Genomic DNA, 21,659 nt, shown 5'->3' with positions numbered 1-21,659 from the left:
CCAGAGCTGGCAGACGGAAGGCAGTTTCATGACATTTCTCCTGGTAGAGGGTAGAGCGACATGGCGGTCGTCCTTGGTGGACGATTCTCAGCCTGTCGCGCCCGGCGATGGCAGCCGCTGGCGGCAGCGCATCTGTCACGATCCTAATCAAGCCTTATTGTATATACAATCATTTTTTCATGTGCATGTGCAGCATGCAATTTTCCGCATCACGACAATAATCAACACCAACAACTGTATGAAACAAGCCAATAAAACCAGACAGTTTATTGTTTTTACTGGGAAATAATCACCATCAACAGCAAGTTGGCGATTAGGCCGTGGCTCCACAAGCACGTTAATCAGCCTTTTATTTGTATATGCAATTAGCGGAAAAGTGTTGCAGCAGACACCAAAACCGACTCAAACCAGCGCGGCACGCAAGGCCAGCCACTGGGTCAGCTTGGCAGGATAAGACAGGGTATAGGCAGGACTGGAAGAAGGCAGATCAAACAAGGTAGGCAGCTTGCTCATGACAGCCAGCTGCTTGCGGCCAATGGCAGCCGCCGTGCTGCCGTTGAAGGCAATGGCACGCAAGGCCGGCAGGCTGGCACACAGCGCCGGCAAATCATTAGGGCTGATGCCACGGATGGCCGCGTCCAGACTACCCTGACGCTGCGCCTGCGCCACCACATCCCACAGCCCGATGCCGTGCTGTTGCAGGGCGGCCAGCCGGGCTGGGTAGTCCAGCGCCAGCAGATCGCACCCCAGCAGCTCGCCCAGCAAACGCCAGAACTGGTTGCGCGGGTGGGCATAGTATTGCACCGCCTGCAGTGAGGCATCGCCGGGCAAGGACCCCAGAATCAGCAAACGGGTTTGCGGGTTCACCACCGGCGGGAAACAGGATTTGGCGGTATCGTTCATGTGCAAGCAGCGCTAGAACAGCTGCCCCTGCTGACGGGCCAGCCAGGCCTTGACCGGACCGAATGATTTACGATGTGCCGCCAGCGCGCCGTGTGCCTCCAGCGCCGCCAGATGCTCGGCGGTGGGATAGCCCTTGTGGCGGGCAAAACCGTATTGCGGGTGCAGGACGTCCAGCGCCACCAGTTCGGCATCGCGCGCCGTCTTGGCCAAAATGGAGGCAGCAGAAATAGCCTGCACCTTGGCATCGCCCTTGACGATGGCCTCGGCCGGCAAAGTCAGCTGCTTGGGGACGCGATTGCCATCGATCAGCACCCTGCCCGGCTGCGTTGCCAACCCCTCCACCGCCCGACTCATCGCCAGCATGGTGGCGTGCAGGATATTCAGCTGGTCGATTTCCTCAACGCTGGCACTGGCGATACACCAGGCCAGCGCATCGCGTTTGATGAGGATGGCCAAGGCATCACGCTTGGCCTCGCTCAACACCTTGGAATCAGCCAGCCCGGCAATCGGCCGCGCCGGATCGAGAATGACTGCAGCAGCAAACACTGCCCCGGCCAGCGGGCCACGCCCGGCCTCGTCCACACCGGCGATCAACTCGCCCGTAACCAGCAAGCTCAGACTGTCCGGCATCCCGCCTCCTGCAGCACGGCCGTGGCCGCCAGACTGGCCGTGTCGGCCAGCAGCGACTGATGCAGATCGGTAAAGGCTTGCACCATTTCCACCCGCGCATCCTGATCGACATACAGACGCTTGACCTCGGCCGCCAGCTTCTCGGCCGTGGCCTCCTTCTGCAGCAGCTCCGGCACCACGAAACGACCACACAGGATATTCGGCAGACCAACATAGGGCAGCTTGATCTTGCGCTTGACCAGCTGATAGGTGAGCCAGGACAGCTTATAGCTGATCACCATCGGCCGCTTGGTCAAGGCCACTTCCAGCGTGGCCGTGCCACTGGTCACCAGCACCACATCACTGGCGATCATCGCCATCTGCGCATGACCAAACAGCTTGCGTAGTGGCAGATCCCAAGCCTTGTGGCGGGTCAGCAGACGGTCGAACAGATCCATGGTGGCGCGCGTCGCCAGCGGCACCAGGAAGGTAGCATCCGGATAGTCGCGCAGCAGGATGCGGGCGGCCTCGATGTACAGCGGCGCCATGAATTCCAGCTCGCTCTTACGGCTACCCGGCATCAGGGTAAACACCGGAGCCTGACGTGGCAGACCCAGCTGCTCGCGCATGGCCAGTTGATCCGGCACCAGGGGAATTTCGCTGGCCAGCGGATGGCCGACAAAATCCGCCTTTACCCCGGCCTTGTCATACAGCGCCGGCTCCATCGGAAACAGGCACAGCACGCGGTTGACGGCACGGCCTATCTTGTAGATGCGCTCCAGCCGCCATGCCCACACCGAGGGGCTGACATAGTGCACGGTGGCAATACCGCTTTTTTTCAGCGCGGCTTCCAGCGCCAGATTGAAGTCCGGCGCATCCACACCGATGAACACATCCGGCTTCTCGGCCTTGAGCCGCTCGCGCAAGTCACGGCGAATGCGCAACAGCTCCGGCAGGCAGCGCAGCACCTCGGCATAGCCGCGTACCGCCAGCTTTTCCTGCGGCACCATGGAGTAAAAACCGCGCGCTTCCATGCGTGGGCCACCAATGCCGGCAAATTCGACATCGGCATGGCGAGCCTGCAAGGCGTCGATCAGGTGCGCGCCCAGCACATCACCGGAGGCCTCGCCCACCACCATGGCAACCTTGAGCGCGCCCTTGCGTTTGAACAGGCTGTCAGACATGGTCAGCGAATAATGCCTCGCTCAGACTGGGCAAAGAAGCGGGCAAACGGCTCCAGCTCGGCATGGCCTTGCTGCGCCTCGGCCAGAATGGCTTCCTTGGCGGCATCGTATTGCAGGCCCTGGCGATACAGTGCCTTGTAGGCATTGCGGATGCGGCGGATCTGCTCCGGCGTGAAGCCACGACGCTTCAGACCTTCGGCATTGATACCAGCCGGCACGGCGCGGTTGCCATGCGCCATCACATAGGGCGGCACATCCTGCGCCACCGCACTGGCAAAGGCCGTCATGGCGTGATCGCCGACAATGGCAAACTGGTGCACGCTGGTAAAGCCGCCCAGAATCACCCAGTCACCGATATGCACATGGCCGCCCAGCGTGGCGTTATTGGCAAAGATGGTGTGGTTACCGATCTGGCAGTCATGGCCCAGATGCACATAGGCCATGATCCAGTTGTCGTTGCCCAGACGGGTCACACCCACATCCTGCGCGGTACCGATATTGAAGGTACAGAATTCGCGGATGGTGTTGTTGTCGCCGATTTCCAGACGGGTGGGTTCGCCGGCGTATTTCTTGTCCTGCGGAATGGCCCCCAGCGAGCTGAACTGGAAAATGCGGTTGTTCCTGCCAATGCTGGTATGGCCTTCAATCACCACATGCGGCCCCACCCAGGTACCGCTGTCTATGCTGACATCCGGCCCGATGATGGAGTAGGCACCGATTTCCACATCGGCGGCAATGCTGGCTTTGGGATCAACAATGGCAGTCGGGTGAATGGCCATGATCAGACCTCGCGCTTGGCACACATGATTTCGGCTTCACAAGCCACCTGGCCATCCACCAGCGCGCGCGCGGTGTACTTGCCGATGCCGCGCTTGACGGTGATCTGCTCCACTTCGAAGATCATCTGGTCGCCCGGCACCACCTGGCGCTTGAAACGGGCCTTGTCGATGCCGACAAAGAAATACAGCTCGTTTTCAGCGCGCTCGCCCTGGCTCTTGATCGCCAGGATGCCGGCAGCCTGCGCCAGTGCTTCGATGATCAGCACACCCGGCATCACCGGGTATTGCTCGAAATGGCCGCAGAAGAAAGGCTCGTTGATGGTGACGTTCTTCAGTGCCTTGATACGGGTATTCGGCACCAATTCGGTGACACGGTCGACCAGCAGGAAGGGGTAGCGGTGCGGCAGGCACTGCATGATTTCCCGTACATCAATCGTCACGGCGTGTTCAGTCATTGGCGTTGTCCTCAGGTTCTTTCAGTTTGCCGATCTCGCGTTCGAGTTGTTTTATGCGCTTGGCGAGATCGTCCAGATGTCTTACATGAACGGCGTTACCCAGCCATTCCTTCATGGTTTGCAGCGGATAGGACGAGGCATAGGTATCCGGCTGGCGAATGGACTTGGACACCAGGGTACCGCCGCCGATATGCGTCTTGTCCGCCACGTCGATATGGCCAACAAACATGGCCGCGCCACCCACCGTGCAGTGCGCGCCGATCCTGGTGCTGCCGGCAATGCCGACACAACCGGCGATGGCGGTGTGCTCGCCGATCTGCACATTGTGGGCGATCTGCACCAGGTTATCGATCTTGGCACCACGGCGGATGATGGTGTCGGCCAGCGCACCGCGATCGATGGTGGTATTGGCACCTACCTCGACATCATCCTCGATGATGACGCGACCGGTTTGCGGAATCTTGAACCAGTGATCCTTGGCCCAGGCCAGGCCAAAGCCGTCGGCACCGATCACGCTGCCGGAATGCACCGCCACCCGGTGGCCCAGGATGCAGCCGTGATAAACACTGACATTGGGATAGAGCACCACGTCGTCGCCCAGCACGGTGCCGTCGCCGACCACCACACCGGGGTGCAGGATGCAGCGCTCGCCGATGACAGCGGCACGACCGATGCTGACGTGCTCGCGCACTTCGCTACTGGCCGCGATGACACTGCCCTCGCCCACCACGGCCGTGGGGTGTATGCCGGGCTGCGGCTGGGCCGGCGGATGAAACAGTGTGGCGACCTTGGCAAAGTACAGATAAGGGTCGTCCACCACGATCCACGAGCGTGCCGGGTCCAGCTCGGCCGCCAGCTTGGGTGATACGATCACCGCGCCGGCCGCGCAAGTTTCCAGCTGCTTGCGGTACTTGGGATTGGACAGAAAAGTGATATCGGCCGGCCCCGCCACATCCAGCGGTGCCAGACGCTCGACCAAGCGGTCAGCGCCCTCGAGCGCGCCGCCAAGTTGGGCCACGATATGTGAAAGCGTGTACGCCATCAAAAATGAAAGCCGACCACGGGTCGGCTTCTCCCGTAACTGTTAGGCAGGATTACTTCTCAAGTTCCTTCAGCACTTTGCTGGTCAGGTCGAACTTGGGATTGACGTAAACGACATCCTGCAGGATCAGGTCGTACTGCTCGCGGTCGGCAATTTGCCTGAGCACGCGATTGGCACGCTCCTGCACCGAGGCGAACTCTTCATTGCGGCGCTGATTGAAGTCCTCGGACATTTCACGCCCCTTGGCGCGATAGTCACGATCCAGCGCTGCATATTCGCGCTCGTAGCGTTTGCGGTCGTCGATGGAAAGCGTGCTCTTGGCCATCATGCCTTCCAGCTCTTTGGCACGGTTTTCCATTTTTTTCAGCTCGGTCCTGCGATCGGCAAACTCCTTGTCCAGTTTTTTCTGGATGGCGATTGCCGGCGCAGCTTCGCGGTATACCCGCTCAATATTGACAAAACCCAGCTTGAAATCAGCCGCAGTGGCCTGCAGGCTGAGCAGGGCCAGCCCCGCCAGCCACCATTTGAAAGAAGATTTCATGTTCAGGCCTCTTTCCGTTTAGAAGACAGTACCCAGTTGGAACTGGAAGCGCTGTTGCTTGTCGCCTTCCTTCTTGCGCAGCGGGTCGGCGTAGCTGAACTTCATCGGTCCCAGCGGTGACAACCAGGTCACGGCAAAACCGGCAGAGTAGCGCAGTTCGCTGCTCGGGGTACTGCCAGAGAAGGTGGTATCCCACACGCTGCCGGCATCGAAGAACACACTGGCACGTACCGATTTGTTGTCCTTCATGCCCGGAAAGGGGAACAACACTTCGGCATTGGCCACCGCCTTGCGGGTACCACCCATGTAGTCACCATTGGTGTCCTTGGGGCCCAGACTGTTGTTGTCGTAGCCGCGCACCGAACCGATACCGCCCAGGTAGAAGTTCTGGAAGAACGGCAGCGTGGAGGTCTTGCCATAACCGCTGGCATAGCCCACTTCGCCGTTCAGCATCAGGGTGTAAGTCTTGGACAGCGGGAAGAACCACTGCTGGCTATGCGTCAGGCGGTAGTATTCGAGATCGCCGCCCGGCAGGCCGGCATCAGCCTGTACCTTGATCGAGGCACCGCGCGTCGGCCACAGCGAGCTGTCGCGGGTATCGCGGCCCCAGCTGACCGAACCCAGCAGCGTCTTGTTCTTCGCACCATACTGGTTGACGAAGTCGATATAGCGCTGCGGACTGGTGTCGTAAGTGGTGATCTTGGTCTGTTCCACACCGATACTGAAGTTGATGCGGTCAAACTCGGTCACCGGCACGCCAAAGCGTACTGCAGCACCATCGGTGGAGGTCTTGTAGGCCGAGGTCGAGGTGGCATCCGGATTGTACACGCGGTGGTACAGGTCGTAGCCCAGGCTGACGCCATCCGGGGTGAAGTACGGATCGGTAAACGACAGCGAGATGTTCTTGTTCACCTTGCCGTTGGAAATACCGAAAGACATGTACTTGCCGGAACCAAAGATATTGCTTTGCGAAATGCTGGCCGACAGCTGGATGCCCTCACCCTGCACAAAGCCCACGCCGGCGGAGATGCTGCCGGTGGCGCGCTCTTTCAGGTTGATGTTCATGTCCACCTGATCGGGCGCATCCGCCACGGCCGGGGTGTCCACGGTGACATCTTCGAAATAGCCCAGCAGCTCGATACGTTCCTTGCTGCGCTTGACGCTGGCCGCATTGTAGGGTGCGCCTTCCAGCTGGCGCAGTTCGCGCCGCACCACTTCATCGCGGGTCTTGGTGTTGCCGGCGATGTTGACGCGGCGGACATAGGTCTTGCGGCCCGGATCGACGAAGAAGGTGAAACCAACCTGTTTCTTGTCACGGTTGATTTCCGGCAGCGCGTTCACATTGGCAAAGGCATAGCCTTCATTGCCCAGACGATCGCTCAGCGCCTTGACGCTTTCGGTCACCTTCTCGTTATTGAACACTTCGCCGTTCTTGAAGGTGATCAGCTTGCGCAGATCAGCCTCGGGCACCTTCAGATCGCCAGCCAGCTTGATGTCGGAGACGGTGAACTTGCCGCCTTCGCTGACATTGATAGTCAGGAACATGTGTTCCTTGTCGGCGCTCATGGAAACCTGGGTGGATTCAATATTGAATTCCAGATAGCCCTGGTTCTGGTAGAAAGCCTTGAGCTTTTCCAGGTCGCCGGTCAGCTTCTGTTTGGAGTACTGGTTATCCTTGGTCAGCCAGGACATCCAGCCGCCGGAAGTCAGCGTCATTTCGTCCAGCAGCTGGTCCTGGGTGAAGGCCTTGGTGCCGACAATATGGATGTCTTTGATCTGGGCGGTAATGCCTTCGGTGATGTCCAGCGTGACCGCTACGCGGTTGCGTTCCAGCTTGGTGACTTGCGGGGTGATTTCCACGGCGTATTTGCCGCGGCTGTAGTACTGGCGCTTGAGCTCCTGTACCGCGCCGTCCAGCAAAGCCTGGTCGAAAATGCGCGACTCGGCAAAGCCATTGTCCTTCAGGGCCTTTTTCAGCTGATCCTTGCTGAATTCCTTGGCGCCGTTGATGTTGAGCTGGGTAATCACCGGGCGCTCGACCACGGCCACAATCACCACGCCATTGCGCGACTCTACCCGCACATCATCGAAAAAGCCGGTGGCAAACAGGCTCTTGATGGACTCACGCGCTTTTTCATCGCTATAGGTGTCGCCCACCTTGACCGGGAGGTAGTTGAAGACGGTACCGGCTTCGGTACGCTGCAGGCCTTCAACCCGGATATCCTTGATTACAAACGGTTCCGCAGCCCAAACAGCTGTTGCCGTAGTGATGCCCAGCACAGCGGCCGCAAGTAGTTTCAATTTCATAGGTTTGTTTTAACCCCCAAAAAGGCGGCTGATATCGTTCAGCACGGCAAATAGCATCAGCGACGCCAGCAGGATGAATCCGATCTTCTGTCCAAACAGTTGCGCACGCTCGCTCAGCGGGCGGCCTTTGACCAGCTCCGCGACATAATACATTAAGTGCCCACCATCCAGCACAGGTATCGGCAATAGATTCAACACGCCGATACTGACACTGATCAGCGCCAGAAATTCAAGATACGGACTCCAGCCCTCGCGTGCAGTCTGACCGGCGATGCTGGCAATGGTCAGCGGGCCGGACAGATTGTCCAGCGAAGCCTGGCCGATCACCATGCGGCCGAGAAACTTCAGGCTCATCCAGGCAGTGCTGGTGGTCTTGTGCAAAGCCTCGACGGCAGCTTCGGCCGCGCCGGGCTTGTGCATGAAACTCAGCTGCTTCATCCAGGCGCTGTCCAGCAGCGGTGCGGCACCGATACGGCCTATCATCACGTCGCCATCCGCCACGGTGGCCGGGCGCAGCTTGACATCCTGCGGCTTGCCATCGCGCTCGATGCGAATCAGCAATTCCTTGCCAGGGCTTTCGTGAATCAGCTTGACCCAGGCATCCCAGCTGGCCAGCGGTTTGCCATCCGCCGACAGCAGTTTGTCGCCAGTCTTCAGCCCAGCCTTCGAGGCAACACTTCCCTCTTCCACACCACCGATGGCAGGCAGATAGCGCATCGGCATCAGACCGGGATTGCCCTGCTCCAGCGCCTTGAGTGCGTCTTCATCGGCCTGCGCCGGATCGATGCTGCGCAGCAGCGTTGCACCCTGAGACGTTTTTACCTGCACGCGGATCGGCACATCACCACTACCCGCGGCATCCACCAGCGCCAGCCTCAGCTGCTGCCAGTCAGCTACCGGCTGCTTATTGACCGACAACACCCGGTCACCCGCCTGGAAACCAGCCGTCGCCGCCAGACTGGGCGTAAGCACCGTCCCCACTTGCGGCAGCAATTGCGCCATGCCGCCGGCGATCACCACCCAGTAGAACAACACCGCCAGCAGCAGATTGGCCAGCGGCCCCGCTACCACAATCGCCATGCGCTTGAGCACGTGCTGGTTGTTGAAGGCCAGATGACGCTCCTCGGCCGGCACTTCCATTTCGCGCTCATCCAGCATGCGCACATAACCACCCAGCGGAATCGGACTGATGGCCCATTCGGTATCGCCACGCTGAATGGTGTAAAGCGGTTTGCCAAATCCTACGGAAAAGCGCAGCACCTTGACGCCACACCAGCGCGCCACCCAGAAGTGGCCCAACTCGTGAAAGGTAACCAGTACGCCAATGGCCACCAGAAATGCAATGAATGTCAGCATGAGCTCACCTTGTTCGCGGCAAAGCGTCGCGCCTCGCCATCTTTGTCCAGCAGCGCCGCCAGCGTGGTGCTGGCCGACAGGCTGACACCGGCCAACGTGGCTTCCACCACCTTGGCGATATCAACAAAACGCAGGCGACCTTCCAGAAACGCCGCCACCGCCACTTCATTGGCCGCATTCAGCACGGCCGGCGCATCGCCACCACTTTGCAGCGAAGCGAATGCCAGGCCCAGGCAGGGAAAGCGCTGCAAATCCGGCTGCTCGAAGGTGAGCGAGCCCATGCTGAAGAAATCCAGCGATGCCACGCCGGCCTCGATACGCTCCGGCCAGGCCAGTGCGCAGGCAATCGGCGTACGCATATCGGGCGACCCCAGCTGCGCCATCACCGAGCCATCGCGGTATTGCACCATGGAGTGGATGACACTTTGCGGATGAACAACCACATCAATGCGTTCCGGCGGCGCAGCAAACAGCCAGTGCGCCTCGATCACTTCCAGCCCCTTGTTCATCAGGCTGGCTGAGTCCACCGAAATCTTGCGCCCCATCACCCAATTGGGATGACGGCAGGCATCTTCCGGCGTGACCTGCAGCAAGGCCTCGGCGCTGTGCTGGCGAAACGGCCCGCCTGAGGCAGTAAGAATGATCTTGCGGATGCCGGCCGCATCCAGATTGCCGGCATAGTCATGCGGCAAGGACTGGAAAATGGCGTTGTGCTCGCTATCCACCGGCAGCAGCGTGGCACCATGCAAGCGCACGGCTTCCATGAATAGCCGGCCAGCTACCACCAGTGCTTCCTTGTTGGCCAGCAGGATTTTCTTGCCGGCACAGGCAGCCGCCATGGCTGACGGTAGCCCGGCAGCGCCGACAATGGCGGCCATCACCACATCGACTTCCGGCAAGGCAGCCACTCGCTCCAGCGCAGCCGCACCGTACAGCACTTCGGTGGTCAGCCCACGCTCACGCAGCCGGCCTTGCAAGGCATTGGCTGCGGCGGCATCAGCCACCACGACATAAAGGGGAAGAAAACGACAAGCCTGTTCGAACAGGCGATCCACCTGGCGGTGACCACTCAGAGCCACTACCCGGTAACGATCAGGATGACGGGCAACCACATCCAGCGTATTGACGCCGATGCTGCCGGTTGCCCCAAGAACTGCAATGCCTTGAGGTTTCATGAGATGAGCTTACAGCCCGCCCAGCACGCGCAGCGCATTGCTGACTGCCAGAACGGCAATGAGACTATCGATTCGGTCGTAAACGCCGCCATGACCAGGCAGCAACTTGCTGCTGTCTTTCATGCCCGAGACACGCTTGAACCAGGATTCCAGCAGATCACCACAGACACTGACTGCGGTCAGCGGCAAGGACAGCAGCACCAGCCCCCACAGTGGCAGCCCTACGGAGATCCAGCCCAGCTTGCTGACGATGACCACATACACCGCCACGCCAAGCAATGCACCATACACACCCTCCCAGCTCTTGCCGGGACTGATGGAAGGCGCCAGCTTGCGCTTGCCAAAGGCCTTGCCAGAGAAATAAGCCGCCACGTCGGCCACCCACACCAGCCCCATGACTGCCAGCAAAGTCAGTGCATGGGCGCTGTCAGCCTGCGGCCGCCATTCCAGAAAACCATACCAGGCCGGCAGCATCAGCAACCAGCCCAACACCATGGCCAGCGGCAGCGAAACCAGCTTCCAGCGCCGCACCAGCCACAAGGGCATGACCAGCAACCAGAAAGCCAGCGCCAGGCCATGCCCGGCCAGCGGCATATGCCAGCCCTGCTGCCAGGACACAGCAGCAAATGCGCTGCTCAGCGCCAGATACGCCCATTGCGGCGCACCGTACAAACCGGCCATGCGGGAGAATTCCCACAGAGCCAGCAAAATGATCAACCAGGAAAAACCGGCCCAGGCATTGGCCGGAAACAGGAACAGTGCCGCCAGCATCAGCGGCAGCAATACCAGAGCAGTCAGAATGCGAGTCTTGAGCATGAAGGATCAGTTTCTGCGCTGCTGGGCTGGCAGCTGTTCGCTGGTACGGCCAAAGCGGCGCTCGCGTTCGCGATAGGAATTGAGCGCGCCCTCCAGGGCCGTGCGATCAAAGTCCGGCCACAACAGATCGGTAAAATACAGCTCGGAATAAGCCAGTTGCCACAGCAGGAAGTTGCTGATGCGCTGCTCGCCACCAGTACGGATGAACAGGTCCGGCTCCGGTGCCCAGTGTGTGGACAGCCGCTCGGCCAGATTTTCTTCGGTAATCTGGCTGACGCCGTCGGCGATCAGGCCATTGACGGCATTGAGCACATCCCAGCGGCCACCGTAGTCGGCGGCGATACTCAGCACCAGGCCATCGTTGCCAGCCGTCTTGTCTTCTGCCGCCTGGATGCGCTCGGCCAGCGCCGGACTGAAGCGCTCGCGCGTACCCAGCACCCGCAGCCGGATGTTATTGGCATGCAGCTTGCTGACTTCGTTTTCCAGCGCCCGAATGAACAGATCCATCAGGAAGGACACTTCATCCTGCGGCCGCCGCCAGTTTTCAGTGGAAAAGGCGAACAGCGTCAGGTACTCCACCCCCAGCTCCTTGCAGGCGGTCACCACTTCGCGCACGGCATCCAGCCCTTTTTTATGACCGGCTACCCGTGGCAGGAAACGCTTCTTGGCCCAACGGCCATTGCCATCCATGATGATGGCGATATGCCGGGGTACACAGCGCACCTCCGGCACGTCCTTGGTGGAGCTTCCAAACAAGGCTATTTCCTTTATACCGCCATCAGGTCTGCTTCTTTGCCTGCCAGTGCCTTGTCGATCTCGGCAATGAACTTGTCGGTCATTTTCTGGATGTCGTCCTGGCCGCGACGCTCGTCATCCTCGGTAATCGACTTGTCCTTGAGCAGGTTCTTGAAGTCATTGTTGGCATCGCGGCGGATATTGCGCACGGCCACGCGGGCACCTTCGGCCTCGCCCTTCACCACTTTGATCAGGTCGCGACGACGCTCTTCAGTCAGCATCGGCATCGGCACGCGGATGATCTCGCCCATGGAAGCCGGATTCAGACCCAGATCAGAATCACGGATGGCCTTTTCGATCTTGGCCACCATATTCTTTTCCCAGGCTTGCACACCGATGGTGCGGGAATCGATCAGGCTGACATTGGCCACCTGATTCACCGGTACACCGCTGCCATAGTAGTCGACCATGACATGATCAAGAATGCCGGTGTGGGCGCGACCTGTTCGCACTTTGGTCAGGTCGGTCTTGAACGCCTCCAGAGTCTTGCTCATCTTCTGCTCGGCGGATTTCTTGACTTCATTAATCATGCTTGCTCCAAAAATCGGTACTTTGAAAAACAAGGCGGAAAGCGGCTTCCAGCCGTTTCCGCCCCTTGGTATTCGTCAAGCTCAGCAGTGTACCAGCGTGCCTTCATCTTCGCCAAGCACTACGCGCTTGAGCGCGCCCTGCTTGAAGATGCTGAACACCTTGATATTCAGGTGCTGGTCACGGCACAGCGCGAAGGCGGTCGCATCCATCACTTTCAGATTACGGCCAATGGCCTCATCGAAAGTCAGGGTCTGGTAGCGCACGGCATCGGGATTCTTTTTCGGATCATCGGTATACACGCCATCAACCTTGGTGGCCTTGAGCATGATGTCCACATTCATTTCCATGCCGCGCAGTGCGGCTGCGGTATCAGTGGTGAAGAAGGGGTTGCCGGTGCCCGCACCGAAAATCACCACTTTGCCCTCTTCCAGATACTGCATGGCCTTGCCGCGCACATAGGGTTCGGCAATCTGCTGCATGGTCAGTGCGGATTGCACGCGGGCAATCAGACCCACCTTGCCCATTGCATCCTTCAGCGCCAGTGCATTCATCACCGTCGCCATCATGCCCATATAATCGGCCGTTGCACGATCCATGCCGCTGGCAGCACTGGAAACGCCACGGAAGATATTGCCGCCACCAATCACGATACCCACCTGCACACCAAGCTCTACCACTTCCTTGATCTGGCCAACAATCTGCTCGATGGTCGAGCGGTTGATGCCGTAGTTATCGTCGCCCATCAGGGCTTCACCAGACAGCTTGAGCAGAATGCGTTTATAGGAAGGAGCTTGGCTCATGATAACCTCGAGTTGGGTGTTTTTAGGGCATTCAGTTTGCAAAACGGCACCCTGCAGGCAGGGTGCCGTTCGATCATACAGTCTTGTCAGACTTACAGCTTGGCAGCAGCAGCCACTTCAGCAGCATAGTCTACAACCTTCTTCTCGATGCCTTCGCCAACAACAAACATGGCGAATGCCTTCACAGAAGCGGATTTTTCAGCCAGCAGCTTTTCAACGGTCACGTCCGGGTTCTTGACGAAAGGCTGACCCACCAAGGTCACTTCAGCCAGGTACTTGTTGACGCGGCCTTCTACCATCTTGGCGACGATATCAGCCGGCTTGCCGGATTCAGCAGCTTGTGCGGTGTAGATCTTGCGTTCTTGTTCCAGGGTTTCGGCCGGAACCTGATCCTTGGACACGCAGATCGGCTTGGAAGCAGCGATGTGCATGGCAATGTCGCGACCCAGCGCTTCGTCACCCTTCAGGTCGACGATCACGCCGATCTTGGCACCGTGCAGGTAGGTGGCGATGGTGCCGTCGGTTTCGTAACGCACGAAACGACGGATGGTCATGTTCTCACCCAGCTTGGCAATGGCAGCCTTGCGGATTTCTTCAACGGACACGCCGTCTACTTCAACAGCGGACAGGGCTTCAACATCAGCCGGGTTCGCAGTTGCAGCAGCCTGGGCAGCAGCAGCAGCCAGCGCCAGGAAGGTCGGGTCCTTGGCAACGAAGTCGGTTTCACAGTTCACTTCAACCAGGGCGCCAACGCCACCAGCCACGTAGGAACCGATGATACCTTCGGCAGCCAGACGGCCAGCCATCTTGGAAGCCTTGTTGCCGGACTTGATGCGCAGAATTTCTTCGGCCTTGGCAGCGTCGCCTTCAGCTTCAACCAGGGCTTTTTTGCACTCCATCATGCCCAGGCCGGTAGCAGCGCGCAGATCCGAAACCATCTTTGCGGTAATTTCCGCCATTTGTAACTCCTGTATTCGATACGTAAGGTAATCAGGTCTAAAAAAAGGGGCTTGCGCCCCCTTTCGAGTCTGCTTACTCAGCCTGGGCCGTTTCAGCAGCGGCTACGACTTCTTGCAGCGACTGAGCGCGGCCTTCCAGTACGGCGTCGGCGATGCCGCGAGCGTACAGGCGGATAGCGCGACTGGAGTCGTCGTTACCCGGAACTACGTAGTCGATGCCGTCCGGGGAGTTGTTGGTATCAACAACGCCGATCACCGGGATGCCCAGTTTCTTGGCTTCAACAATGGTACCTTTCTGGTAGCCAGTGTCGATAACGAAGATGGCGTCCGGCAGGCCCTTCATATCTTTGATACCGCCCAGCGAGCGTTCCAGTTTGTCAACTTCGCGTTGCAGGTCCAACAGTTCTTTCTTGTTGTAACCCATGTCAGCGCCTTCCAGGATGGCACGCTTCTCTTCAAGACGCTTGATGGACTGCTTCACGGTCTTGTAGTTGGTCAGCATGCCGCCGAGCCAGCGGTGATCAACAAACGGCATGCCAGCGCGAGCGGCTTCTTCACGGACGATCTCACGTGCCTGACGCTTGGTACCAACAAACATTACGGTACCCTTGTTGGCGGCCAGACGACGCACATATTCCTGGGCGCTGATGAACAGCGGCAGAGTCTTTTCCAGGTTGATGATGTGGATCTTGTTGCGACTGCCAAAGATGTACTGAGCCATCTTCGGGTTCCAGAAACGGGTTTGGTGGCCGAAGTGAACACCGGCCTCAAGCATTTGACGCATGGTAACGTTGGTGGACATGCAAAAACTCCTTAAAGGGTTAAGCCTCCATCCGCGCAGACAACCGTCAGTCAATGACGGCACCCTTTGGCACGGATGTGCGTAGTTTATTCCTCTACCCAATGTAGAGGACGCAAGATTCTAGCACCACAGGGCAAGCTCACTCAAGCGTCTTGCCTGCATTTGCCTGTTCACGGGCCAATTCCTGCCTTTTTAGCAGGCGGCGGCGTGTCATTCTTGCAATAAACAGGGTGGGCAGAAAGCCCAGAAAGAACAGAATGGAAAACGTCGCCCACAGGCTGTTCTGTGCCACCGCCAGCATCAACACCACGTAGAGCCAGCCAATCAATACCATATACATAATCAAACAACCGTTTGAAATTTTCGAAAAAAGCCTGAACAATAGCCCCACATTGTAAACCACCCGCCCGGTTCCCATCATGCAAACCCGATTTACCGAAACCTTTGGCGTGAGCCTGCCACTAGCCTGCCCCGGCATGAGCTATATCGCCACTCCCGAACTGGTCGCTGCCACGGCCAATGCAGGTGGACTGGGCATTCTGGCAAGTGGCCCGCTCAGCCCGGAACAGACCCGCGCCGCCATCCGCCGCATCCGCAGCCTGACGGATCGCCCTTTTGGCATCGGCTGCACGCTGATGATGCCGGGTGCGCGCGAAAACTGTGAAGTCGCCCTGCAAGAACAGGTAGCGGTGATCAACTTCTCACTGGGCAAAGGTGACTGGATCATCAAACGCGCCCATGCCTACGGCGGCAAGGTCATTGCCACCGTAGTTACCGAGAAACATGCCATTTCTGCCGAAAAAGCCGGCGTGGACGGGCTGTTGGTCACCGGCCACGAAGCGGCAGCACATGGCGGCGAGGTGACCTCGCTGGTGCTGATCCCGGCCATCCGCAAGGCAAGCTCGCTGCCCATCATCGCCGCCGGCGGCTTTGGCAGCGGTGCCGGCCTGCTCGCCGCGCTGGCACTGGGAGCCGACGCCGTGGCCATGGGTAGCCGCCTGGCAATGACGCAGGAAAGTCCGGTCCACGAGCGCAGCAAGGAGATGATTCGTCAGCGCAGCGTGGCCGATACCTTGTACTCGCGCAATTTCGACGGCCTGTGGTGCCGCATGATGGACACCCCCACCGCCCGTGCCGCCACCCGCAAGCCAATGAACCTGCTGGCAGCCGCCTGGAAAGCCAGCGCCATCGCCCGCAAGATGGGCATGCCGGTACTGAAAGTCGCCCTGGGCGGCATGCTGCAAAAACCGCAGGAGCTGCGCCAGCTGGCGCTGTTTGGCGCAGCCACCGAATCCATCCGTCTGGCTATTGAAGATGGCAATCACCAGCAAGGGGTGCAACTGATCGGCCAGGTACAAGGGCTGATTGATGATGTCCCCACCGTGCAGCAGCTGTTCGACCGCATCATGCAGGAGGCCGAACATAGCCTGAGCCACCTGCAACAGCTACACCAAGCCTGATCACCGCGCCGCCCGTTCATTCCAAGCGACTGGCGGCGCATTTTTCATGATGCGTTGTGCCAAATGACAAGATTTACACCATGCAAATCTTGTTTACACGCAACAAGATGCCAGCACGCAGCACCTGACCACATTGCCCGCCTCCGTCCCTTCCCGTATTCTCCCAGACTGACCCACCAGCCCGACAGCATGCCGCCACAGAGCGGCCAGCCCACACATCAAGAGATGACGCATGATCCCGCACCACAACGAGGCCGACCTCAGCACACCACGCCCGCTCAACCGCCAGGACTACCGCACCCTGGCCCTGGCTGCCCTGGGCGGCGCACTGGAATTTTACGACTTCATCATTTTCGTATTTTTTGCCCTGGTCATCGGCAAGCTATTCTTCCCGCCGGACATGCCGGACTGGCTGCGCCAATTCCAGACCTTCGGCATCTTTGCCGCCGGCTATCTGGCTCGACCACTAGGCGGCATCGTGATGGCCCACTTTGGTGACAAGCTGGGGCGCAAGCGCATGTTCACCCTGTCCATCGTGCTGATGGCCGTCCCCACCCTGCTGATGGGCATGCTGCCCACTTACGCCAGCATCGGCATCGCCGCGCCGCTGGCACTACTAGCCCTGCGCATTCTGCAGGGCGCAGCCATTGGCGGCGAAGTGCCCGGTGCCTGGGTATTCGTGGCCGAACACGTACCCGCCCGCCACACCGGCTATGCCTGCGGCACGCTGACTGCCGGCCTCACCGCCGGCATCCTGCTGGGTTCGCTGCTGGCCACCCTGATCAACAGCAGCTTCAGTCCGGCACAAATCAGCAACTGGGCCTGGCGGCTGCCTTTTCTGGTGGGTGGCATTTTTGGCCTGCTGGCCATGTATTTGCGCCAATGGCTGCAGGAAACGCCGGTCTTTGCCGAAATGCAGGCGCGTAAGACCCTGGCCGACGAACTGCCACTGAAGACTGTGCTGCGCGAACACAAACGCGCCGTCATCATCTCCATGCTGCTGACCTGGCTGTTATCCGCCGCCATCGTGGTGGTCATTCTGATGACGCCCACCTATCTGCAAAAGCAGTTCGGTATGGATGCCGCAACCACCCTCAAGGCCAACAGCCTCGCCACCATCGCCCTGACCGCAGGCTGCATGCTGGCCGGCCGCATCATCGACCGCATGGGCAGTGGCCTGACCTTCATCGTCGGCAGCCTGTTGCTGGGCGCTTGCAGCTATCACTTCTACACCAGCGTGGCGAGCGATGGCAGCCAGCTGTATGCGCTGTACAGCCTGACCGGCTTCAGCGTCGGCATTGTCGGAGCCGTTCCCTTCGTCATGGTGCGCGCCTTTCCGCCAGCAGTACGCTTTAGCGGCCTGTCATTCTCTTATAACGTCGCGTACGCCATTTTCGGCGGCCTGACACCAATGGCGGTTTCGCTATGGCTCAAGGCCGATCCGCTAGCCCCAGCCCACTATGTCGTCAGCCTGTGCGGCATGGGCGCATTATTAGGTGTCTACCTGCTACTGACCGAATCACCCCAGCGTGCAGACCGCACATCGACGCAGCACTGATTGCAGCAGCAATCGCTTTTTTCCACGGCCCTGCGGGGCCGTTTTTCATGCAACTGCGACCAGGATAATTCCGCAGCGCAGCAAGAATTAATTCTGACCACAGCGGAACCCTCGCGGCAAATCAGCAGTCCCTAATTTATACACCCGGCATTTCAACCTGCCCGCAACGCCGTTCAAGACACAACTCCCAGCCTCATCCCGCCCCGGCGGGCCTCACCCACAGACCACGGAGACACCCATGAGCCTCCTGCCCTGGCACAGCCTTTCCCTCAACCCGCTGGCTGCTTTTGGCATCCTGCTGACGCTGGGCGTCATCGGCGGCCAGATCGCCAACCGTGCCGGACGCCTGCCGGCCATTACCGGCTACGTATTGACCGGCCTGATCATCGGCCCAGCCAGCTTGCACCTGCTCAACCAGGAATTGCTCAGCGCCGCCGACCTGTTCGTCAACCTGGCATTGGGACTGGCACTGTTTGAAAGCGGTCGCCGGGTCGACCTGCACTGGCTGCGCGTGGAGCGCACCTTGCTGCTGACTACGCTGTGCTATTGCCTGGCGGTGTTTGCCGCGCTGTGCGCACTGCTATTGCAAGGCGGGCTGGGCTGGCAGGCCAGTAGCATGATGGCCGCACTGGGCATGGCCACCTCGCCTATCGTCATTCTGGAGATGCTGCGCGAAACCCGTGCCGAGGGGCAGGTCAGCGAAAGGCTGACCACGGCCACCGCATTATCCAGCCTGCTGTCGGTCATCGTATTCGCCATCGCCCTGGGCTCGGCCCACCTGCAGAACCAGCACAGCACCGAAGATGGCATCCTGTCGCCGGCCTGGCTGATTCTGGGTTCCAGCCTGCTCGGGCTGCTGGCCGGCCTGCTGGCCATTGCCCTTAATCGCTGGCTGGGCAGCCAGCGACGCCAACAGCAGACCGTGCTGCTGTTTGGCCTGATCGCCCTGCTGGTGGGGCTGTCGGTCATGCTGAACACCCTGCCCTCGCTGGCCCTGCTGGTCTTCGGCCTGGCCACGCGCAATCTGCGCGGCGGACACACGGTGAGCGAGCCGGGCCTGTTAAGCGGCAGCCATTTTTTCTTTGTTGCCTTTTTTGTTGCCGCCGGTGCCCAGCTGGCACCGCAGACGCTGACCACCTACTGGCCACTGGCCTTGGCCTACCTGCTGCTGCGCTCGGCCATCCCCATGCTGTTCTGGTGGCTGCTGGCACCGCAAAACTGCCTGAGCCGCCGACGCGGCCTGTGGCTCGGGCTGGCACTCAACCCGCTGTCCGGCGGCAGCGCCATGCTATTGGGAATGAGTACGCTGGCACTGGGCACGGACGCCACCGCCTTTACCGGCACCATGATGGCGGTTTTTGTCATCAGTGAACTGGCAGGCCCCCTGCTAACCCGTCTGGCGCTGCGCCAGGTTGGTGACATTCCATCGGAGGACTGACATGCTGCACTTCAACAACAGCACCCCGCTGACACTGGGCGTGGAACTGGAACTGATGATCCTCAACCGGCGCGACTACAATCTGACGCGCGGCTCGGACGACTTGCTGCTACTGATAGACCGCCAGCCGCATGGTTATGACATCAAGCCGGAAATCACCCAGGGCATGATCGAAATCGGCACGGCCATTCACCAGGGCAGCGACACCATGCTGCAGGAGTTGCAGCAGATTCGTGCCCTCTTGGTCAGCAGCGCCCAAAAGCTCAACCTGGGCCTGGCCGGCGGCGGCTCCCATCCTTTCCAGCACTGGAGCGACCAGCAGATCTACCCCAAGGAGCGCTATCAGCTGGTTTCCGAGCTGTACGGCTATCTGGCCAAGCAGTTCACCGTGTATGGCCAGCACATCCACATCGGCTGCCCGGATGGCGATGCCGCCATCCGCCTCAGTCACTATCTGGCGCGCTATATCCCGCACTTTATCGCCCTGTCCGCGTCCTCGCCCTTCTATCAGGGCATGGATACGCTGTTCCAGACTTCACGCCTGACCAGTGTCAACGCCTTCCCCCTGTCCGGCTGCATGCCCTGCGTGGAAGACTGGGCACAGTTCAATGATTATTTTCAGCACATGGCCGAGCTGGGCATTGTTGCCAGCATGAAGGACTTTTACTGGGACATCCGCCCCAAGCCGGAGTATGGCACGGTGGAAATCCGCATCTGCGATACCCCGCTGGACATCGTCACCCCCACCCTGCTGGCGGCTTACGCCCAGATGCTGGCGCATCGCTGCCTGGCGGAGGAATGGCACGACATACAGGCCGCGCACTACCATACCTACAACTACAACCGTTTCCAGGCCTGCCGTTTTGGCTTTGATGGCGTACTGGTCGATGGCGCGGCTCGGCAGCAAATCAGCCTGCAGGAAGACCTGCTGAGCACGCTGAACGCCCTGCAGCCGCAAGCCCGGGCACTGAACTGCGAAAGCGAACTGGGCCAGCTGCGCGAGCGCACGCTCAAGCGCCAGTCGGATAGCCAGTGGCTGCGCGCCATCTACCGCGCCAGCGGTTCCTTGTCCGAAGTGGTGCGCCGCCAGAGCGAACACTGGATGTATGGCAGCAGCGCCTGAGCGCCGACGCGCGCGCTACCCCGCAGTGCAATGCAGCAGACATCGCCGCGCTCAGCAGCTAAACTGGCGGCTTAGCGTCCCAAAGCCTCGTCATGCCGCTCGAACTGCCCGAACACCGTAATCCCGATCTTCCCACGCGCTGGTGCATTTTCGATGGCCCGCGCCTGCTACTGCAAAACCAGGCCCTGCCCGGCGATGCCGCCCGCCACTGGCCGCTGGCCAACCGCCTGTTCATCGACCAGCAGCAAGGCAGCAATCTGTACGCCGCCGACCTGATCGGCCCGCCGCCGCCCGACTGCGAATGGCTGCCGCTGCGCGCCGCGCTGATGGCACTGCCGCCGGAGCAAACCGCCGGCATCGCCCGGGCTGCGCAGCTGCGCCAGTTTCAGCACACTCACCGTTTTTGCGGCCACTGCGCCAGCCCGCTACAACAACATGGTCATGACCAGGGCAAACACTGCCCCGGCTGCGGCCAGCTCTACTATCCACGACTGTCGCCAGCCATGATGGTGGCGGTGTATCGCGGCCAGGAGCTGCTGCTGGCCCGCAGCCCGCACTTCCTGCCCGGCGTGTACAGCGCACTGGCCGGCTTTGTCGAACCAGGCGAAACCGTGGAGCAATGCGTACACCGCGAAACTCTGGAAGAAGTGGGCGTGCGGGTAAAAAACCTGCGCTATGTCTGCTCGCAATCCTGGCCTTTCCCGCATTCGCTGATGCTGGCATTCACTGCCGAATATGATGGTGGCGACATCCGCCCGCAGCCGGGAGAAATCGAGGACGCAGGCTGGTATCACATTGACGCCCTGCCCACCATCCCGGCCCAGCTGTCAGTGGCCTACCAACTGATTCGCCACACCAGCGACTGGCTGCGCCAAACACAAGCCTGAGCAGTCGTCATACAAAAGGGGAGCCGTCGGCTCCCCTTTATTTAGAGCAGCTAACAAAAACCCTGCTGCTGCGTTGCGCCGCCTTGCCGTACTACTTGTACTGTCTGCGGCGGCAGGCCTTGCCCCAGGGACGCTACGC

At 59.9% G+C, this 21,659-nt stretch carries 23 protein-coding genes; 6 read left to right on the top strand and 17 right to left on the bottom strand.

Annotation, left to right across the window (positions count from 1 at the left end; translation table 11 throughout):
* The first annotated feature begins 28 nt into the window (after positions 1-28).
* Positions 29-289, top strand: coding sequence for a hypothetical protein (locus DBR44_RS10525; RefSeq protein ID WP_124644009.1), 261 nt, complete (start codon positions 29-31; stop codon positions 287-289).
* A gap of 113 nt (positions 290-402) precedes the next feature.
* On the opposite strand, the gene DBR44_RS10520 is transcribed toward DBR44_RS10525, so the two are convergent.
* The 17 genes from DBR44_RS10520 to DBR44_RS10440 form a co-directional block, all read right to left on the bottom strand.
* Entirely contained in the window at positions 403-903 is a 501-nt protein-coding gene (locus DBR44_RS10520) for a DNA-deoxyinosine glycosylase (RefSeq protein ID WP_124644008.1), read from the bottom strand.
* Between the two features lie 12 nt (positions 904-915).
* Complete coding sequence (gene rnhB / locus DBR44_RS10515) at positions 916-1,533, bottom strand: ribonuclease HII (protein ID WP_199731013.1); 618 nt, start codon at positions 1,531-1,533, stop codon at positions 916-918.
* Positions 1,518-2,696 (bottom strand): lipid-A-disaccharide synthase, encoded by a 1,179-nt coding sequence (gene lpxB, locus DBR44_RS10510; protein ID WP_124644007.1) that lies wholly within the window; start codon positions 2,694-2,696, stop codon positions 1,518-1,520. Before lpxB ends, rnhB begins: the two co-directional genes overlap by 16 nt.
* Before the next feature lie 2 nt (positions 2,697-2,698).
* Positions 2,699-3,475, bottom strand: a complete 777-nt coding sequence (gene lpxA / locus DBR44_RS10505) for an acyl-ACP--UDP-N-acetylglucosamine O-acyltransferase (protein ID WP_124644006.1) — start codon at positions 3,473-3,475, stop codon at positions 2,699-2,701.
* Between the two features lie 2 nt (positions 3,476-3,477).
* Positions 3,478-3,930 carry a 3-hydroxyacyl-ACP dehydratase FabZ gene (gene fabZ, locus DBR44_RS10500; protein WP_124644005.1) on the bottom strand — a complete coding sequence of 151 codons (453 nt, stop codon included), beginning with the start codon at positions 3,928-3,930 and terminating at the stop codon, positions 3,478-3,480.
* Entirely contained in the window at positions 3,923-4,972 is a 1,050-nt protein-coding gene (gene lpxD / locus DBR44_RS10495) for a UDP-3-O-(3-hydroxymyristoyl)glucosamine N-acyltransferase (RefSeq protein WP_124644004.1), read from the bottom strand. Before lpxD ends, fabZ begins: the two co-directional genes overlap by 8 nt.
* Positions 4,973-5,024: 52 nt before the next feature.
* Positions 5,025-5,513 (bottom strand): OmpH family outer membrane protein, encoded by a 489-nt coding sequence (locus tag DBR44_RS10490; RefSeq protein WP_124644003.1) that lies wholly within the window; start codon positions 5,511-5,513, stop codon positions 5,025-5,027.
* Between the two features lie 18 nt (positions 5,514-5,531).
* Complete coding sequence (gene bamA / locus DBR44_RS10485) at positions 5,532-7,820, bottom strand: outer membrane protein assembly factor BamA (protein ID WP_124644002.1); 2,289 nt, start codon at positions 7,818-7,820, stop codon at positions 5,532-5,534.
* Positions 7,821-7,829: 9 nt separating this feature from the next.
* Positions 7,830-9,176 carry an RIP metalloprotease RseP gene (gene rseP / locus DBR44_RS10480; protein ID WP_124644001.1) on the bottom strand — a complete coding sequence of 449 codons (1,347 nt, stop codon included), beginning with the start codon at positions 9,174-9,176 and terminating at the stop codon, positions 7,830-7,832.
* Positions 9,170-10,351 (bottom strand): 1-deoxy-D-xylulose-5-phosphate reductoisomerase, encoded by a 1,182-nt coding sequence (gene ispC / locus DBR44_RS10475; RefSeq protein WP_124644000.1) that lies wholly within the window; start codon positions 10,349-10,351, stop codon positions 9,170-9,172. The genes rseP and ispC overlap by 7 nt, the downstream gene beginning before the upstream one ends.
* Before the next feature lie 9 nt (positions 10,352-10,360).
* Complete coding sequence (locus DBR44_RS10470) at positions 10,361-11,167, bottom strand: phosphatidate cytidylyltransferase (RefSeq protein ID WP_124643999.1); 807 nt, start codon at positions 11,165-11,167, stop codon at positions 10,361-10,363.
* 6 nt (positions 11,168-11,173) lie between these two features.
* Positions 11,174-11,923, bottom strand: a complete 750-nt coding sequence (locus tag DBR44_RS10465) for an isoprenyl transferase (protein WP_199731012.1) — start codon at positions 11,921-11,923, stop codon at positions 11,174-11,176.
* An 11-nt stretch (positions 11,924-11,934) separates the two neighbouring features.
* Positions 11,935-12,492: a ribosome recycling factor gene (gene frr, locus DBR44_RS10460; RefSeq protein WP_124643998.1), complete on the bottom strand. Its 558-nt coding sequence runs from the start codon at positions 12,490-12,492 to the stop codon at positions 11,935-11,937.
* 81 nt (positions 12,493-12,573) lie between these two features.
* Positions 12,574-13,293, bottom strand: a complete 720-nt coding sequence (gene pyrH, locus DBR44_RS10455; RefSeq protein ID WP_103524543.1) for a UMP kinase — start codon at positions 13,291-13,293, stop codon at positions 12,574-12,576.
* Between the two features lie 92 nt (positions 13,294-13,385).
* Positions 13,386-14,252 carry a translation elongation factor Ts gene (gene tsf, locus DBR44_RS10450; protein WP_124643997.1) on the bottom strand — a complete coding sequence of 289 codons (867 nt, stop codon included), beginning with the start codon at positions 14,250-14,252 and terminating at the stop codon, positions 13,386-13,388.
* Between the two features lie 73 nt (positions 14,253-14,325).
* Positions 14,326-15,054, bottom strand: coding sequence for a 30S ribosomal protein S2 (gene rpsB / locus DBR44_RS10445; RefSeq protein ID WP_059285475.1), 729 nt, complete (start codon positions 15,052-15,054; stop codon positions 14,326-14,328).
* 139 nt (positions 15,055-15,193) lie between these two features.
* Positions 15,194-15,475, bottom strand: a complete 282-nt coding sequence (locus tag DBR44_RS10440; RefSeq protein ID WP_233578465.1) for a hypothetical protein — start codon at positions 15,473-15,475, stop codon at positions 15,194-15,196.
* On the opposite strand from DBR44_RS10440, the gene DBR44_RS10435 reads away from it, so the two are divergent.
* From DBR44_RS10435 to nudC, 5 genes are all read left to right on the top strand, one after another.
* The gene (locus tag DBR44_RS10435) at positions 15,474-16,514 is read left to right on the top strand and encodes a nitronate monooxygenase family protein (protein WP_124643996.1); all 1,041 of its coding nucleotides are present in this window, start codon (positions 15,474-15,476) and stop codon (positions 16,512-16,514) included. The genes DBR44_RS10440 and DBR44_RS10435 overlap by 2 nt on opposite strands.
* Before the next feature lie 232 nt (positions 16,515-16,746).
* A complete protein-coding gene (locus tag DBR44_RS10430; RefSeq protein ID WP_124643995.1) occupies positions 16,747-18,072 on the top strand; it encodes an MFS transporter in 1,326 nt (441 codons plus the stop codon).
* A gap of 238 nt (positions 18,073-18,310) precedes the next feature.
* Complete coding sequence (locus DBR44_RS10425) at positions 18,311-19,510, top strand: cation:proton antiporter (RefSeq protein WP_124643994.1); 1,200 nt, start codon at positions 18,311-18,313, stop codon at positions 19,508-19,510.
* A gap of 1 nt (position 19,511) precedes the next feature.
* Positions 19,512-20,633 carry a YbdK family carboxylate-amine ligase gene (locus DBR44_RS10420; protein WP_124643993.1) on the top strand — a complete coding sequence of 374 codons (1,122 nt, stop codon included), beginning with the start codon at positions 19,512-19,514 and terminating at the stop codon, positions 20,631-20,633.
* Between the two features lie 92 nt (positions 20,634-20,725).
* Complete coding sequence (nudC, locus tag DBR44_RS10415) at positions 20,726-21,520, top strand: NAD(+) diphosphatase (RefSeq protein ID WP_124643992.1); 795 nt, start codon at positions 20,726-20,728, stop codon at positions 21,518-21,520.
* The last annotated feature ends 139 nt before the right edge of the window (positions 21,521-21,659 follow it).

Origin of the sequence: Aquitalea sp. FJL05, assembly GCF_003852595.1 — a bacterium.
GTDB lineage: Bacteria > Pseudomonadota > Gammaproteobacteria > Burkholderiales > Chromobacteriaceae > Aquitalea > Aquitalea aquatilis.
This window is presented reverse-complemented; position numbering and strand designations above follow the sequence as displayed.

Excerpts from the sequence above, each read along its gene's own strand:
- DBR44_RS10525 (WP_124644009.1), top strand. The coding sequence starts at position 29 with ATGACATTTCTCCTGGTAGAGGGTAGAGCGACATGGCGGTCGTCCTTG.
- DBR44_RS10520 (WP_124644008.1), bottom strand. The coding sequence starts at position 903 with ATGAACGATACCGCCAAATCCTGTTTCCCGCCGGTGGTGAACCCGCAA.
- rnhB (WP_199731013.1), bottom strand. The coding sequence starts at position 1,533 with ATGCCGGACAGTCTGAGCTTGCTGGTTACGGGCGAGTTGATCGCCGGT.
- lpxB (WP_124644007.1), bottom strand. The coding sequence starts at position 2,696 with ATGTCTGACAGCCTGTTCAAACGCAAGGGCGCGCTCAAGGTTGCCATG.
- lpxA (WP_124644006.1), bottom strand. The coding sequence starts at position 3,475 with ATGGCCATTCACCCGACTGCCATTGTTGATCCCAAAGCCAGCATTGCC.
- fabZ (WP_124644005.1), bottom strand. The coding sequence starts at position 3,930 with ATGACTGAACACGCCGTGACGATTGATGTACGGGAAATCATGCAGTGC.
- lpxD (WP_124644004.1), bottom strand. The coding sequence starts at position 4,972 with ATGGCGTACACGCTTTCACATATCGTGGCCCAACTTGGCGGCGCGCTC.
- DBR44_RS10490 (WP_124644003.1), bottom strand. The coding sequence starts at position 5,513 with ATGAAATCTTCTTTCAAATGGTGGCTGGCGGGGCTGGCCCTGCTCAGC.
- bamA (WP_124644002.1), bottom strand. The coding sequence starts at position 7,820 with ATGAAATTGAAACTACTTGCGGCCGCTGTGCTGGGCATCACTACGGCA.
- rseP (WP_124644001.1), bottom strand. The coding sequence starts at position 9,176 with ATGCTGACATTCATTGCATTTCTGGTGGCCATTGGCGTACTGGTTACC.
- ispC (WP_124644000.1), bottom strand. The coding sequence starts at position 10,351 with ATGAAACCTCAAGGCATTGCAGTTCTTGGGGCAACCGGCAGCATCGGC.
- DBR44_RS10470 (WP_124643999.1), bottom strand. The coding sequence starts at position 11,167 with ATGCTCAAGACTCGCATTCTGACTGCTCTGGTATTGCTGCCGCTGATG.
- frr (WP_124643998.1), bottom strand. The coding sequence starts at position 12,492 with ATGATTAATGAAGTCAAGAAATCCGCCGAGCAGAAGATGAGCAAGACT.
- pyrH (WP_103524543.1), bottom strand. The coding sequence starts at position 13,293 with ATGAGCCAAGCTCCTTCCTATAAACGCATTCTGCTCAAGCTGTCTGGT.
- tsf (WP_124643997.1), bottom strand. The coding sequence starts at position 14,252 with ATGGCGGAAATTACCGCAAAGATGGTTTCGGATCTGCGCGCTGCTACC.
- rpsB (WP_059285475.1), bottom strand. The coding sequence starts at position 15,054 with ATGTCCACCAACGTTACCATGCGTCAAATGCTTGAGGCCGGTGTTCAC.
- DBR44_RS10435 (WP_124643996.1), top strand. The coding sequence starts at position 15,474 with ATGCAAACCCGATTTACCGAAACCTTTGGCGTGAGCCTGCCACTAGCC.
- DBR44_RS10440 (WP_233578465.1), bottom strand. The coding sequence starts at position 15,475 with ATGATGGGAACCGGGCGGGTGGTTTACAATGTGGGGCTATTGTTCAGG.
- DBR44_RS10430 (WP_124643995.1), top strand. The coding sequence starts at position 16,747 with ATGATCCCGCACCACAACGAGGCCGACCTCAGCACACCACGCCCGCTC.
- DBR44_RS10425 (WP_124643994.1), top strand. The coding sequence starts at position 18,311 with ATGAGCCTCCTGCCCTGGCACAGCCTTTCCCTCAACCCGCTGGCTGCT.
- DBR44_RS10420 (WP_124643993.1), top strand. The coding sequence starts at position 19,512 with ATGCTGCACTTCAACAACAGCACCCCGCTGACACTGGGCGTGGAACTG.
- nudC (WP_124643992.1), top strand. The coding sequence starts at position 20,726 with ATGCCGCTCGAACTGCCCGAACACCGTAATCCCGATCTTCCCACGCGC.